This is a genomic window from Nonomuraea sp. NPDC049725, from assembly GCF_040674795.1.
In the GTDB taxonomy this organism is placed as follows: domain Bacteria; phylum Actinomycetota; class Actinomycetes; order Streptosporangiales; family Streptosporangiaceae; genus Nonomuraea; species Nonomuraea ceibae.
The window spans coordinates 412,081-425,950 of the sequence record NZ_JBFANJ010000006.1; the positions used below are offsets into that span (position 1 = coordinate 412,081).

12 protein-coding genes are annotated in these 13,870 nt (G+C 73.1%); 8 read left to right on the plus strand and 4 right to left on the minus strand.

Annotation, left to right across the window (positions count from 1 at the left end; translation table 11 throughout):
• Positions 1–71 precede the first annotated feature (71 nt).
• A complete protein-coding gene (locus AB0J53_RS18865; protein WP_364173670.1) occupies positions 72–2,138 on the plus strand; it encodes a WD40 repeat domain-containing serine/threonine protein kinase in 2,067 nt (688 codons plus the stop codon).
• Between the two features lie 39 nt (positions 2,139–2,177).
• Entirely contained in the window at positions 2,178–4,100 is a 1,923-nt protein-coding gene (locus tag AB0J53_RS18870) for a beta-propeller domain-containing protein (RefSeq protein ID WP_364173673.1), read from the plus strand.
• Here AB0J53_RS18870 and AB0J53_RS18875 read toward each other — a convergent pair.
• On the minus strand, positions 4,095–5,831 hold the full coding sequence (locus tag AB0J53_RS18875; protein WP_219500533.1) for a glycerol-3-phosphate dehydrogenase/oxidase: 1,737 nt from the start codon (positions 5,829–5,831) through the stop codon (positions 4,095–4,097). The genes AB0J53_RS18870 and AB0J53_RS18875 overlap by 6 nt on opposite strands.
• 81 nt (positions 5,832–5,912) lie before the next feature.
• Positions 5,913–6,683 carry a DeoR/GlpR family DNA-binding transcription regulator gene (locus AB0J53_RS18880; protein ID WP_219500531.1) on the minus strand — a complete coding sequence of 257 codons (771 nt, stop codon included), beginning with the start codon at positions 6,681–6,683 and terminating at the stop codon, positions 5,913–5,915.
• Between the two features lie 129 nt (positions 6,684–6,812).
• On the opposite strand from AB0J53_RS18880, the gene AB0J53_RS18885 reads away from it, so the two are divergent.
• From AB0J53_RS18885 to AB0J53_RS18900, 4 genes are read left to right on the plus strand one after another with little or no spacing between them, the layout of a single operon-like run.
• Complete coding sequence (locus AB0J53_RS18885; RefSeq protein ID WP_364173676.1) at positions 6,813–7,685, plus strand: sugar isomerase; 873 nt, start codon at positions 6,813–6,815, stop codon at positions 7,683–7,685.
• Entirely contained in the window at positions 7,682–8,818 is a 1,137-nt protein-coding gene (gene nagA / locus AB0J53_RS18890) for an N-acetylglucosamine-6-phosphate deacetylase (RefSeq protein ID WP_219500527.1), read from the plus strand. Before AB0J53_RS18885 ends, nagA begins: the two co-directional genes overlap by 4 nt.
• Positions 8,815–9,717 (plus strand): 1-phosphofructokinase family hexose kinase, encoded by a 903-nt coding sequence (locus AB0J53_RS18895; RefSeq protein ID WP_364173681.1) that lies wholly within the window; start codon positions 8,815–8,817, stop codon positions 9,715–9,717. Before nagA ends, AB0J53_RS18895 begins: the two co-directional genes overlap by 4 nt.
• A 12-nt stretch (positions 9,718–9,729) precedes the next feature.
• The gene (locus AB0J53_RS18900) at positions 9,730–10,554 is read left to right on the plus strand and encodes a class II fructose-bisphosphate aldolase (RefSeq protein ID WP_364173684.1); all 825 of its coding nucleotides are present in this window, start codon (positions 9,730–9,732) and stop codon (positions 10,552–10,554) included.
• Positions 10,555–10,560: 6 nt separating this feature from the next.
• Here the strand turns inward: AB0J53_RS18900 and AB0J53_RS18905 are convergent, their stop codons facing one another.
• Both AB0J53_RS18905 and AB0J53_RS18910 read right to left on the minus strand, forming a co-directional pair.
• A complete protein-coding gene (locus AB0J53_RS18905) occupies positions 10,561–11,331 on the minus strand; it encodes a phosphotransferase (protein WP_364173687.1) in 771 nt (256 codons plus the stop codon).
• A gap of 17 nt (positions 11,332–11,348) precedes the next feature.
• Positions 11,349–12,308 (minus strand): DsbA family protein, encoded by a 960-nt coding sequence (locus AB0J53_RS18910; RefSeq protein ID WP_364173689.1) that lies wholly within the window; start codon positions 12,306–12,308, stop codon positions 11,349–11,351.
• A gap of 58 nt (positions 12,309–12,366) precedes the next feature.
• Here AB0J53_RS18910 and AB0J53_RS18915 point away from each other — a divergent pair, with 58 nt between their 5' ends.
• Positions 12,367–12,915 carry a TetR/AcrR family transcriptional regulator gene (locus tag AB0J53_RS18915; protein WP_364173692.1) on the plus strand — a complete coding sequence of 183 codons (549 nt, stop codon included), beginning with the start codon at positions 12,367–12,369 and terminating at the stop codon, positions 12,913–12,915.
• A 157-nt stretch (positions 12,916–13,072) separates the two neighbouring features.
• On the plus strand, positions 13,073–13,720 hold the full coding sequence (locus tag AB0J53_RS18920; protein WP_364173695.1) for a methyltransferase domain-containing protein: 648 nt from the start codon (positions 13,073–13,075) through the stop codon (positions 13,718–13,720).
• Positions 13,721–13,870 lie beyond the last annotated feature (150 nt).

Genomic DNA, 13,870 nt, shown 5'->3' on the forward strand with positions numbered 1-13,870 from the left:
GCGAAAGGATATTCGGTGAACCTACCGGCGGGTAGTTTTTGCCCTCTCCTGACCTGGGACAGAATTCGTTCATGCCAGACATAGCGCCACTCAGAGCCGGAGACCCGCCCAGCATCGGCGGACTGGAGCTGCTGGGCCGTCTGGGCGAGGGCGGGCAGGGCGAGGTCTTCCTGGCCAGGGACCCCTCGGGCACCCAGGTCGCGGTCAAGTGGCTGCGCCCCGAGTCCGCCGGCGACGAGGTGAGCGTCGGGCGGTTCCTGCGCGAGGTCCAGGTGGCCCAGCAGGTGGCGCCGTTCTGCACCGCGGCGGTCCTCGGCACCGGCGTCGAGCACGACAGGCCCTACATCGTCAGCGAGTTCATCGAGGGCCCGTCGCTCCAGCGGGTCGTCCAGCAGGAGGGGCCGCGCGCCGGGTCGGCGCTGCACCGGCTGGCCATCGGCACCGCGACCGCGCTGGCCGCGATCCACCAGGCCGGGATCGTGCACCGCGACTTCAAGCCGGCCAACGTCATCCTGGGCGCCGACGGGCCCCGGGTGATCGACTTCGGCATCGCGCGGGCGCTCGACGCGACCTCGACGATCAGCAACATGCCGGTCGGCACGCCGTCCTACATGCCGCCGGAGCAGGTCCTGGGACACCAGGTGGGCCCGGCGGCCGACATGTTCTCGTGGGCGGGCACGATGGCCTACGCCGCGTCGGGGCGGGCCCCGTTCGGCAGCGACACCATGCCCGCGGTGATCAACCGGGTGCTCAACCAGCCGCCCGACCTCATCGAGCTCGACGGCACGCTGCGCGAGGTCGTGCTGGCCTGCCTGAGCAAGGACCCGGCGCAGCGGCCCACCGCCGAGCAGGTGATCATGCGGCTGCTCCAGCGGCCGATGGCGCCGGGGTCCGGCATCCTCGCGCAGGGCTCGGCGGCCTCGGCCGCCGGCCCGGTCCACGCCCCCTCCCCCGCCCCCGCCCCTCAGCATGCGCAGCCGTGGGCGCCGCCGGGCCCCTACCAGCCGGTCACCCATCCGAGCGGCCGTCCGCAGCCACGCCGCCGCTCGTCCAGGACGGCGCTGATCATGGGGGTGACGCTGGGCTGCGCGCTGCTGCTGCTGGCCGGCATCGTAACGATCATCCGGCTCGACAGGGCCACGGTGGCCGCCACGCAGTCGCCCTCCCCCGGCCGGTCCGGCTCCGCCCGGACCACTGACCCGCCGGCGCCGGAGCGCACGGCGGTCACGGCGGTCCCGGCCAGGGGCACGGCCAGGGCGCTGCCGGGCGCCTCGGCGACGGTCTACGAGCACCCGTCCGACGCGATCACGCTCACCTCGTACGAGGTCTACAACGAGTCGGGCAAGGAGTGGACGGACTACGCGAGAAAGTCGTTACGCGGAAAATTCGCCAAATATCCGCGCAACAAGGAGTCGATGGTCTCCCCCGACGGCCGCTACCTGGCGGCGCGCGGCAAGGAGTTCAACTCTGACAGCTACGACTACATCGACATCATCGACCAGAAGACCGGCGAGAAGACCACGGTCACGACGGTGAAGGCGCCACTGGAGAGCACGATCCGGTCGTGGTCCCAGGACGGCACCAAGATCCTGCTCAACATCGAGGAGGAGACCGGCGACGAGTGGTACTACATCGGCTTCGCCGTCGTCGACGTCGCCGGCCGGTTCCCCAAGCTGTCGCTGGTGCGTGACAGGCAGGTCCGCGAGACCGGCTTCGGCTGGGACGGCGAGGAGCGGGGCGCGGTCAACGTCTACGGCGGCAAGAACAAGGGCCTGCGCTTCTACGACGCCGCCGGCAGGAAGCTGCGCGACGTCCCCCGCATCGGCGAACTCGCGTCGGGCACGTCGGCCATGTTCTCCCCCTCGGGCGCGCTGTTCGTCACCAACTGCCCCGGCGGCGGCGACGGCGACCACTGCGTGTGGGACTCCAGGACGGGCAAGCGCTCGCGCGCCTTCACCTCCGACTGCGACAAGGTCCTCGGCTGGTACGACGAGAAGCACCTCTACTGCTGGGAGCAGGACAACGAGGCCAGGGACGCGGTCCAGGTGGTCGACTTCCGGGGCAAGCTGGTGCGCAAGCTGCTCGACATCGCCGAAGACGTCGATTTCAGCCCGATCTACACGGTCAATCCCCGCTGACCCGTGAACCGGCCGGGCGTCCGATCCGTGAAGGAGGTCATGAAGACCCCGATCCGCCCGGTCATCGCCGTCGCGGCCCTCGCGACGGCCCTGGCCGCCTGCACCACCCCCACCCCGGCCGGCCCGCCGACCGTCGAGAAGACGCGGCTGGGAGCCGTCCGCCTGGTCGCCTACAGCGGCTGCGACGACCTGCTCGCCGGCCTGCGCGAGAAGGCCGCCGAGAACGTCGGCCCGTGGGGCTTCGGCGGCGGACCCGTCATGTTCAAGGCGGAGGACCGGGCGGCGGTCACCCAGGAGAGCGACGTCGCCCAGACCCCCGACCACTCCACCACGAACGTGCACGAGGCGGGCGTGGACGAGCCGGACCTGGTCAAGACCGACGGCGATCGCGTCTTCACCGTCAACGGCGGCACCCTGCGCGTCATCGACACCGCGACCAGGAAGGTCACCGCCACGCTCGACCTGGCCGACACCGAGGAGCGCGGCTACGCGCCCAGCAGCCTGCTCGTCTCCGGCGACCGGGCGCTGGTGATGTTCCAGGGCGGCCCGGCCCTCTACCGCGGCTTCGCCCCCGTCGGCGACACCCGCTACGTGCTCGTGGACCTGGCCGGGCAGCCGAAGGTCCTCGGCTCGGTCACGCCGGAGGGCTCCCACGTCGACGCCCGCATGGTCGGCTCGACCGTCCGGCTGATCACCCGCAGCCAGCCCGACATCACGTTCCCGCAGCCCAAGGACACCATGCCGGAGGCCGAGCGGACCAAGGTCAACCAGCAGGCGATCCGCCAGGCCCCGGCCGACGCCTGGCTGCCCGAGATCGAGATCACCGACGCCGCCGGGGCCACGACCAAGAAGCGGGTGCCGTGCGAACGGGTCAGCCACCCGGACGACTACACCGGCACCTCGCTGCTGACCGTGCACACGCTCGACCTCGCGCAGGGGCTCACCGCCGCCGGCACCGACCCGATCAGCCTCGCCGCCGACGGCGACATCGTGTACGGCACCGGCCGCAGCCTGTACGTGGCCAGCAACCCGCGCTGGTGGTCGCCCATCGCCGTCGCCCTCAGCGACACCCCGGTGCCGCCCGCCGACGAGCCGACGCCCACGGAGCCGAAGCTGCCGCCGGAGGAGACCGAGGTGCACCGCTTCGACACCGGCGGCCCCGGCGCCCCCGCGTACGTGGCCTCCGGGAAGGTGCCCGGCCGGCTGCTCAACCAGTATTCGCTCTCCGAGCACGAGGGCCGCCTGCGCGTGGCCACCACGCTCAACTCGGCCGACGCCAAGACGAGCTCCAGCAGCGTGCACGTGCTCGACGCCGCGACACTGGCCGAGGTCGGCAAGGTCGGCGGCCTGGGCGGCGGCGAGCGCATCTACTCCGTCAGGTTCATCGGCCCGGTCGGCTACGTCGTCACCTTCCGCCAGGTGGACCCGCTCTACACGCTGGACCTGCGCGACCCGGCCGCCCCCAAGGTCACCGGCGAGCTGAAGATCACCGGCTACTCGGCGTACCTGCACCCGGCGGGCGACGGCCGGCTGATCGGCATCGGCCAGGAGGCGAGCGAGGAGGGCCGCACCCGCGGCACCCAGGTCTCGCTGTTCGACGTGGCCGACCCCGCCAAGCCGGCCAGGCTGTCGCAGTTCTTCCAGAAGAACTCCGGCTCCGAGGCCGAATGGGACCCGCACGCGTTCCTCTACTGGCCCAAGACCGGCACCGCGGTCATCCCGCTCAGCAGCTACGCCGAGGGCGACCAGCGGACGGGCGCGATGGTGCTGAAGATCACCGACACGGAGATCGCCAAGGTCGGGCTGATCGAGCACCCGGCCCCGCGCGGCGAGTCCTACCAGCCGGGCATCCAGCGCTCGATGATCATCGGTGACGCCATCTGGACGTTCTCCGCCACGGGAGTCCAGGTCAACGACGCCGCCACGCTCGCCGAACGGAGCTGGATCCCGCTCGGGTCATGACCGCTCGGGCGCGGCCACCGGCACGATCTCGGGCGCGCCCAGCCTGATCGCGTCGGCCGCGTGGTCGGTGTCCTGCTCCTGCGACAGCCGCTCGGCCTCCACCCGCTTGGTGAAGTACTCGACCTCCCGCTTGACCTGCTCGCCGTCCCAGCCCAGCGGCCCGGCGAGCAGCTCGGCGGCCTCCTGCGCCACCGCCAGGCCGCGGTGGAAGGTCTCGATCGAGATGTGCGTACGGCGTGTCAGCACGTCGTTGAGATGCCGGGCGCCCTCGTGGGTGGCGGCGTGCACCACCTCGGCGCGCAGGTAGTCGTCGGCCCCGGACAGCGGCCTGGCCAGCGACGGGTCCTCGTCGATCAGCTCCAGCACCTCGTCGATGAGCGAGCCGTAGCGCTGGAGCAGGTGCTCGATCCTGGCCACGTGCAGCCCCGACTCGTGCGCGAGCCGGTGCCTGGCGTTCCACAGCGCCTGGTAGCCCTCCGCCCCGGCCAGCGGGATCCGGTCCGTGCACGAGCGCGGCACCCGCTGGTCCAGGCCGTGCGCCACGGCGTCGACGGCGTCCTTGGCCATGACCCGGTACGTCGTGTACTTGCCGCCCGCGATCATCACCAGCCCCGGCACCGGGTGCGCCACCACGTGCTCGCGCGACAGCTTGGACGTCTCGTCCGACTCGCCCGACAGCAGCGGGCGCAGCCCCGCGTAGACGCCCTCCACGTCGTCCCTGGTCAGCGGCACCGACAGGACGGCGTTGACGTGGTCGAGCAGATAGTCGATGTCGGCCCGGGACGCCGCCGGGTGCGCCTTGTCGAGCGTCCACTCGGTGTCGGTGGTGCCGATGATCCAGTGCCTGCCCCACGGGATCACGAACAGCACGGACTTCTCCGTACGCAGGATGAGCCCCGTCAGGGAGTGGATGCGGTCACGCGGCACCACCAGGTGGATGCCCTTGGACGCGCGCACGTGGATCTGCCCGCGCCCGCCCACCAGCTCCTGGATGTCGTCGGTCCACACGCCGGTGGCGTTGACCACCTGCTGCGCCCGCACGTCCAGCTCGTCGCCGGTCTCCAGGTCGCGCACCCGCACCCCGGTCACCCGCTCGCCCTCGCGCAGGAACCCGACCGCCTGGGCGCGCGGCGCCACCTGCGCGCCGTAGGTGGCGGCGGTGCGCAGCATCGTCATCACGTACCGGGCGTCGTCGACCTGCGCGTCCCAGTACTGCACGGCGCCGGTGAACGCGGTGCGCTTGAGCGCCGGGGCCAGCCGCAGCGCCCGGCTCCTGGACAGGTGCCGGTGTCCCGGCACGCCCCTGGTCAGCCCGGTGGCGAACCCGAGCGTGTCGTAGAGCGCCACCCCGGCCCCCACGTACGGGCGCTCCCAGCCGAAGTGGGTCATCGGGAACAGGAACGGCACCGGCCGCACCAGGTGGGGGGCGATCCGCTGGAGCAGCAGGGCGCGCTCCTGAAGGGCCTCCCTGACCAGCTCGAAGTTGAGCTGTTCGAGATAGCGCAGGCCGCCGTGGATCAGCTTGGACGAGCGTGAGGAGGTGCCCGAGGCGAAGTCGCGGGCCTCGACCAGGCCCACCTCCAGGCCGCGCGTGGCGGCGTCGAGCGCGATGCCCGCGCCGACCACGCCGCCGCCGACCACGACCACGTCCAGCTCGCGCGCGGCCATCGTCTCCAGCGCCGCGCCGCGCTCGGCGGGCCCCAGCCGGGCCACGCCCCTTCCCGCCGCCATGACTCCCCCTGGGTATGGGCTGCATTGATCCCATACTTACCCGTTCAACCCCGGATCACCTGCCCCCGGGGTGGTCAGTGGTCAGGCGCGGATCACCTTGACGCCGGCTTCGGTGAGGGCGGCGGCGGAGTCGTCGGGGAGCAGGGCGTCGGTGACGAGCGTGTCGATCTGCTCGATGGGGCAGATACGGGAAAATGCCCTCTTACCGATTTTTGAGGAATCCGCCACCACCACGACGTGCCCGGCCCGGCTGATGAGCTGATGGTTGACCGCCGCCTCACCCTCGTGATGCGCCGACGCGCCCAGCGTCACGTCCAGACCGTCGACGCCGAGGAAGGCCACGTCCATCGTCACCTGGTCGAGCACCCCGGAGGCGAGCGGGCCGATCAGCTCGTAGGACTGCTGCCTGGCCACCCCGCCCGTGACGACGATCTTGACGTGGCGGCGCACGGTCAGCTCGGCGGCGATGTTGAGCGCGTTGGTGACGATCGTGAAGCCCGACTCCAGCGTGGCCTGCGTGGCGAGGGTGCGGGCCAGCTCGGAGGTGGTGGTGCCGCCGTTCATGCCGACGACCGCGCCTGGCCGGACGAGCTCGGCGGCGGCAGCGGCGATGCGCTGTTTCTCGTCGGCGTGCCTGGCCGTCTTGTAGCGCAGCGGGAGGTCGTAGCTGACGCTCTGGGCGACCGCGCCGCCGCGCGTGCGCATGAGCATCTGCTGCTGCGCGAGCTGGTCGAAGTCGCGGCGGATCGTCGCGGTGGAGACGTCGAGCGCCTGGGCCGCCTCCTCGACGGTCAGGCGGCCTTCCTGGCTGAGCAGCTCGAGAATCGCGTTCCACCGATCGTAACGGGACACGATCAGCCTCCCTTCGCCAGATCCGTCAGGGGGCAAGCGTGGCACAGCCGCGGGGATCCGAGCCACCGGTGTCCATTACTGCTCTATTCTGCTATAAACAACGCAGAAACGAACATCCGGAGGTAAGCGTTGTCCACCCATACCGAGGCCGAGATCGCGTCCCAGCCCGAGTGCTGGCGCCGTGCCGTCGCCGCCGTCCCGGCGGGCGCGCTGCCCCAGCCGGGCGAGCGGGTCGCCGTCGTCGGCTGCGGCACCTCCTGGTTCATCGCGATGGCCTACGCCGCGCTGCGCGAAGGCGCCGGGCAGGGCGAGACCGACGCGTTCGCCGCGTCCGAGGTCCCCGCCGGGCGGCGCTACGACCGCGTGCTCGCGCTCACCCGGTCGGGCACCACCACCGAGGTGCTCGACCTGCTCAACCGGATCGACATCCCGGCCACGGCCATCACCGCCGACCCCGAGACGCCGATCAGGACCGCCGCCGACGAGCTCGTCGTGCTCGACTACGCCGACGAGCGGTCGGTCGTGCAGACCCGATTCGCCACCACCCAGCTCGCGCTGCTGCGCGCCAGCCTCGGCGAGGACCTGAGCCAGGCCATCGCCGACGCCGAGCTCGCCCTGGCCGAGCCGCTGCCGGACGAGCTGGTCGCCGCCGAGCAGTTCACGTTCCTGGGCTCCGGCTGGTCGGTCGGCCTGGCCCAGGAGGCCGCGCTGAAGATGCGCGAGGCGTCCCGCTCGTGGACGGAGGCGTACCCGGCGATGGAATACCGCCACGGCCCCATCAGCATCGCCGGGCCCGGCCGCGTCACCTGGATGCTCGGCACCGCCCCCGAGGGCCTGCGCGCGCAGGTCGAGGCCACCGGCGGCACGTTCGTGGAGAGCGGGCTCGACCCGATGGCCGAGCTGATCCGGGCCCAGCGGGTCGCGGTGGCCCGCGCGTTCGCCCGCGGACTGAACCCCGACGAGCCCATGCACCTCACGCGATCTGTGATCCTTTCTCCATGAGCCTTACTCTCGCCGACGCCCGCATCGTGACCCCCGAGGGAGTGCACGAGGGGTGGCTGACCATCGAAGACGGCAGCATCACGCACGTCGGTCACGGAAGCGCCCCCCGCCCGGGTCACAGCCTGGGCGGGCGGCACGTCGTGCCCGGCTTCGTCGACATGCACAACCACGGCGGCGCGGGCGGGTCGTTCCCGACCGGCGAGCAGGAAGAAGCACGTGAGGCGGTGGCGCTGCACGAGCGCCACGGCACCACGACCCTGGTGGCCAGCCTGGTCACCGACTCGATCGACCGGCTGTCCGCCGCCGCCTCGTCGCTGGCCGACCTGTGCGACGACGGCCTGCTGGCCGGCATCCACTTCGAGGGCCCCTACATCGCCAAGTCGCGCTGCGGCGCGCACAACCCGGCGCTGCTGCGCGAGCCGTCGCCGCAGGAGTTCTCCGGGCTGCTCAAGGCCGGGCGCGGGCACGTGCGCATGCTGACCATCGCCGCCGAGCTGCCCGGCGCGCTCGACACGATCAGGCTGGCCGTCTCCGAGGGCGTGATCGCGGCGCTCGGCCACACCAGCGCCGACTACGACCTGACCCGCGAGACGATCGAGGCCGGCGTCACCGTCGCCACCCACCTCTACAACGCGATGCCGCAGCTCGGCCACCGCGACCCGGGCCCGATCGCGGCCCTGCTGGAGGACGAGCGGGTCACGGTCGAGCTGATCAACGACGGCGTCCACGTGCATCCGGCCATGCTGAGGCTGGCCTGCGAGGTGGCCGGGCCGGGGCGCACGGCGCTGGTGACCGACGCGATGATGGCGGCCGGGCTCGGCGACGGCGAGTACGGGCTCGGGCCGATGGGCGTCCGCGTCCTCGACGGCGTCGCCCGCCTGGTCGAGGGCGGCTCGATCGCGGGTTCCACGCTGACCATGGACGTGGCGTTCCGGCGGGCCGTCCAGGACATGGGGCTGTCGCTGCCCGACGCGGCGCAGATCGCCTCGCTGACGCCGGCCCGGGTGCTCGGCCTGGCCGACCGGGCCGGCTCGATCGCCGTCGGCAAGTCGGCCGACCTGGTGGTGCTGACCGACGAGCTGGAGGTGGCCGGAGTGATGAAGCGCGGCGTCTGGATCACGGAGCCTCGATGATCCTCACCGTGACGCTCAACGCCGCCCTCGACGTGACCTACCAGGTGCCCGCCGTCGAGTGGGACGGGGTCAACCGGGTGGCCGCCGTGCACCGGCGGGCGGGCGGCAAGGGCGTCAACGTGGCCCGCGTGCTCGCGGCGCTCGGGCAGGAGGTGCTGGTCACCGGGCTGGCGGGCGGGCCGACCGGCCGGGCGATCGAGGCCGACCTGGGCGCGGCGGGGCTGCCCGCCGCGCTGGCGCCGATCGCCGGGGAGTCGCGCACCACGCTCGCGGTGTCGCAGCCCTCCGGCGCGACGCTGTTCAACGAGCCCGGGCCCCGGGTCTCCGAGGACGAGCTGGGAGATTTCCTGACTCACTATGAGTCGCTGCTCGACGGCGCGCGGGCGGTGGTCATCTCCGGGAGCCTGCCGCAGGGCGTCCCCGCCGACGTCTACGCCAGGCTCGCCGCCGTCGCCGCCGCCCGCGGCGTGCCGGCGATCGTCGACGCCGACGGCGAGCCGCTCAGGCACGCGCCCGGCGGCCGGCCCGCCGTCGTCAAGCCCAACGCCGAGGAGCTGGCCAGGGCCGTCCCGCACGGCACCCCCGAAGAAGGCGCCCAGGCGCTGCGCGAGCGGGGCGCCGAGGCCGTCGTCGTCTCCCAGGGCGAGGCGGGCCTGCTGGCGGTCACCGCCGGGGGCGTCCTGCGGGCGCGCATGCCGTACAAGGTCGAAGGCAACCCCACGGGGGCCGGCGACGCGCTGGTGGCCGGGCTCGCGCTCGGCCTGGTGGAACGGTCGCCGTGGCCCGAGCGGCTGCGGCGGGCGGCGGCGCTGGGCGCCGCCGCCGTGGCCGCGCCCGTCGCGGGCGACTTCGACCGCGACGTGTACGCGCACGTCCACCCCCTCATCGAGATCGTGTAGAAGGAGCCCGTCATGCCGCTCGCCGGAATCGGCGACATCGTCCGTGAGTCACCCGCCGGGGTGGGCGCGTTCAACGTCATCCAGCTGGAGCACGCCACCGCCATCGTCGCGGGCGCGGAGGCCCTCGGCCTGCCGGTGGTGCTCCAGATCAGCGAGAACTGCGTCCGCTACCACGGCGCGCTGGAGCCGATCGCGCTCGCCTCGCTCGCGGTCGCCCGCCGCGCGGAGGTCCCGGTCGCGGTGCACCTGGACCACGCCACCGACCGCGCGCTCGTCGAGGAGGCCGTCACGCTCGGGATCGGCTCGGTCATGTACGACGCCTCCGCGCTGCCCGACGAGGCGAACGTGGCCGCCACCGCCGAGGTGACCGCCTGGTGCCACGAGCGCGGCGTCTGGGTGGAGGCCGAGCTGGGCGAGGTCGGCGGCAAGGACGGCGTGCACGCCCCCGGCGCCCGCACCAAGCCGCACGAGGCGGCCGACTACGTGGCCAGGACCGGCGTCGACGCGCTGGCCGTGGCCGTCGGCACCTCGCACGCGATGACCACCAAGGACGCCGTGCTCGACCTGGGCCTCATCGGCGAGCTGCGGGCCGCCCTGCCGGTGCCGCTGGTGCTGCACGGCTCGTCCGGCGTGCCCGACGAGATCCTGCGCGAGGCGGTGCGCCAGGGCATGAAGAAGGTCAACATCGCCACCCACCTGAACAAGGCGTTCACCGGCGCGATCCGCGACTACCTGGACCACGACGGCAAGGTCGTCGACCCGCGCAAGTACGTCAAGGCCGGCCGCGACGCGGTGTCGCGCGAGGTCAGCCACCTGCTCGGGGTGCTCGCGGGCTGAGCCGCCTCACGCCTCCAGCACGGCGAGGACCCGCTCGACCTGGCGGCGGAAGGTGCCGGGCGGGTTGCGCGGGCCCTCCCCCGACAGCAGGAACAGCCAGGTGAGCGCGTGGAGCCTGCTGCACTCGCGCAGCCGGGCCCGCTCGGCGGCGGTGAGCTCGACGTGGCGCAGGACGTCGACCTCGCCGTCGACCCACATGGAGACGTGCTGCGACAGCTCCGCCAGCTCGTAGACGCGGTCGCTGCGGCCGGAGTCCTCGAAGTCGACGATCCGCACCCGTTCGCCGTCCCACAGGAAGTTGGCCAGGTTGCCGTCACCGGCGCCGAGCACCGGCGGGTCGCCCTCGCTCGGCCGCCACCGCTCCAGCCACCGGCAGCCCTCGCTCACGGCGCGGTCGGCCGCCGGGTCCCTGGGCTGCCACTGCTCGCACCATTGCCTGACCTGACCGGCCAGCGCCTGCGGGCCCCAGCGGCGTACGGGCACACCGGCGAGGACCTGCGGCGGGACGGCGGCGTGCAGCTCGGCGAGCGCGGCGGCCAGGTCGGCGGCGTGCGCGGGCGCGTCGGCCAGGCCGCGCAGCGGGACGCCGTCGATGCGGGACATGATCACGCCGCCCTCGTTGGAGATGGGCCGGGGCGCGAGTCCGGGCGCGTAGCGGGCCAGCAGGGTCAGTGCCCGCCACTCGCGCTCGGCCGCGCCCGGCTTCTCCTCCTTGTAGCGCTTGGTGACGACGTCGCCCCGCACCTCGACCGCGTGCGTCCCCTGGAGATCGGCCATCTTCGCATGCTAGGTGGTCAGGCGTAGTCCGGCACCATGGCGCCGGCCAGCCGCAGGTGCGGCGCGGCCTCGTCGGGCCGTCCCTGCCGCTGGAGCGTGCGCCCCAGCAGCTGGTGGACGTACGCGTCGTCGGGCGACAGCTCGACCAGGCGCTCCAGCGTGGCGCGGGCGCGCCCGAGCTGCGCCGAGGCGTAGTAGGCCCGGCCGGCGAGCATGAGCACGTTGCGGTCGTCGCCGTGCTCGCCGAGCAGCGGCCCGAGCAGCACCAGCGCGCCGAGCGGGTCGCGCTGGTCCAGCAGCGACTCGGCGTGCCGGTAGCGCTCGACCTCCTCGGGCAGCCGCCGCTCGGGGCCGTCGGCGCCCAGCACGAAGTCCCTGATGACCTCGGGCGACTGGGCCCCGGCCAGCGCCCGGCCGCCGACGACCAGCGTGGGCGAGGTGGCGACGCCCATGGCCTTGCCCCGGAGCAGGAGCTCGCGGACGAGCTGCTCCCCGGCGCCGTCGTCGAGCAGCGCGGCGCCCTCGGGGAAGCCGGCCTCGGCGGCGATCCGGTGCAGGACCTGGCGGTCGCTGATGTCGAGGCCGTCGATGAAGTGGGCCTTCATCACCAGCTCGGCCACGGCGTCCTGGTCGGCGCCGTGCTCGGCGGCCAGCGCGATCAGCCGGTGGGCGTCGTGGCTGCTGGCGCGCCAGGCGGGACCCCAGCGCCAGCCGAAGCCCTCCTCGGCGGCGATGAGCGACATCCGCACCCGGTTCTCCCCCGGGGTCAGGCCGGGGGCGCAGCGCTCCACCGCGGCGTCGACCATGGGGTCGGCCATCGCCTCCTCGTACGGGATCGCCTGGACGGGGGCCGTCGGGTCGATCCGGAACGGCCTCCAGACCACCTCGGCGTCCAGCCCTTCGAGGGCCTTCTCCAGGCGCCGCTTGCCGATGTACGCCCAGCCGCAGACCACGTCGGCCCAGATCTCGATTCGCATGACACCGACACTATGCGACAACTGTCAATTAAGCAACACATGTCGTATAGTGGGCGGCATGAACCCCGACGACCCGCGCGCCCAGCGCACCCGGGCCAGGCTGCACGCCGCCCTCCTCGACCTGGCGGCCGAACGCGAGCCCGGCTCGATCACGATCTCCGAGGTCGCCAAACGCGCCGAGGTCAACCGGGCCACCGTCTACCTGCACTATCCCGACGTCGACGCGCTGGCCGCCGACGCGCTGGAGGACGCGGTGGCCGAGGTCGCCCGCGCCGCCGCGCTCTGCCCGCTCGACGCGCCCCGCGACCGCGCCCCCGAGCCGCTCACCGCCCTGTTCGCGCACATCTCCGCCAGCGCCGCCCTCTACGCGTGCCTGCTCGGCAGCCCCCGCTGCACCTCCCGCCTGCGCGAACGCCTCACCGGCGAGCTGTCGGCCCGCTTCCGGCAGGGCTCCCGGCCGGCCGGCTTCGACGACGTGCCGCCCGACGTGCACGCCGCCTACCTGGCGGGCGCGCTCGTCGGCGTGATCGCCCACTGGGTGACCGGGCCCCGCGAAACCCCGGCCGGCGAGCTGGCCCTGGCGTTCTGGCGGCTCTTCCGCCCCTGAACCAGCGCCATGAACGCCCCCACCACGCACACCACCAGCCGCCGCCGCTCCTGCACGGCCCGGCGGGTCCGCCGCACCCGCCTGTCCTGGACTCCTCAGGCTGGTGAACGCACCATTCAATACCGAACACCTTGTTCCGTACCGAGAAGAGGACGTCATGGGATTGGGCAGGCTCCTGCACGACCACGCCGAGCACGCCGACGCGGGCGGCACCATCGACCACCCGCGCGCCTACGAGGTCGTCGCCTCGCTCGGCTACCCCGGCGGCCGCCGCGCCGCCTTCACCCGCGTCGCCACCCAGGCCAAGCCGCGGCCCGGCGACCGGATCCTCGACGTCGGCTGCGGCACCGGCTACCTCAGCCGCATCCTGTCGCCCGTCGCGGGCCCCGGCGGGCAGGTCACGGGCGTCGACCCGTCCCCCGCGATGATCGGCTACGCCCGCGACCGCGCCCCGGACAACTGCGAGTACGTCGTCGCCGGAGGGGAGGACCTGCCCTTCCCCGACGGCTCGTTCGACCTGGTCGTCTCCACGCTGGCCGTGCACCACATCCCGTCGGAGGCCCGGCCGGCGGCGGCGCGCGAGATGTTCCGGGTGCTGCGGCCCGGCGGGCGGCTGCTCGTCGCCGAGTTCAGGCCGCCGGAGCACCCGCTGCTCAAGCGGCTCATGGCCATGATCTCGGGCCCCGCCATGGACCACACCCCGCAGGAGCTGCTCGGGACCCTGATCCCCGACGCGGGCTTCCGGGTCGAGGCGGAGGGGCCGCTGCCGTCACTGCTCTACTACGTCCGCGCCGTACGCCCCTGACTTTCTCCCGGGGGATGACGATTCTCCACCGATGCACAAAGTTCTCCACCTGCCGGCAGCGCTCTTCGGCGAATCCCTTGCCCGTCCCGTACCGCCTGCCTACGATCACGGTCCGTCACCGTCGAGCCGAAGGAGGTCCCGTGGGCGAGC

Excerpts from the sequence above, each read along its gene's own strand:
- AB0J53_RS18865 (WP_364173670.1), top strand. The coding sequence starts at position 72 with ATGCCAGACATAGCGCCACTCAGAGCCGGAGACCCGCCCAGCATCGGC.
- AB0J53_RS18915 (WP_364173692.1), top strand. The coding sequence starts at position 12,367 with ATGAACCCCGACGACCCGCGCGCCCAGCGCACCCGGGCCAGGCTGCAC.
- nagA (WP_219500527.1), top strand. The coding sequence starts at position 7,682 with ATGAGCCTTACTCTCGCCGACGCCCGCATCGTGACCCCCGAGGGAGTG.
- AB0J53_RS18900 (WP_364173684.1), top strand. The coding sequence starts at position 9,730 with ATGCCGCTCGCCGGAATCGGCGACATCGTCCGTGAGTCACCCGCCGGG.
- AB0J53_RS18920 (WP_364173695.1), top strand. The coding sequence starts at position 13,073 with ATGGGATTGGGCAGGCTCCTGCACGACCACGCCGAGCACGCCGACGCG.
- AB0J53_RS18910 (WP_364173689.1), bottom strand. The coding sequence starts at position 12,308 with ATGCGAATCGAGATCTGGGCCGACGTGGTCTGCGGCTGGGCGTACATC.
- AB0J53_RS18905 (WP_364173687.1), bottom strand. The coding sequence starts at position 11,331 with ATGGCCGATCTCCAGGGGACGCACGCGGTCGAGGTGCGGGGCGACGTC.
- AB0J53_RS18870 (WP_364173673.1), top strand. The coding sequence starts at position 2,178 with ATGAAGACCCCGATCCGCCCGGTCATCGCCGTCGCGGCCCTCGCGACG.
- AB0J53_RS18875 (WP_219500533.1), bottom strand. The coding sequence starts at position 5,831 with ATGGCGGCGGGAAGGGGCGTGGCCCGGCTGGGGCCCGCCGAGCGCGGC.
- AB0J53_RS18895 (WP_364173681.1), top strand. The coding sequence starts at position 8,815 with ATGATCCTCACCGTGACGCTCAACGCCGCCCTCGACGTGACCTACCAG.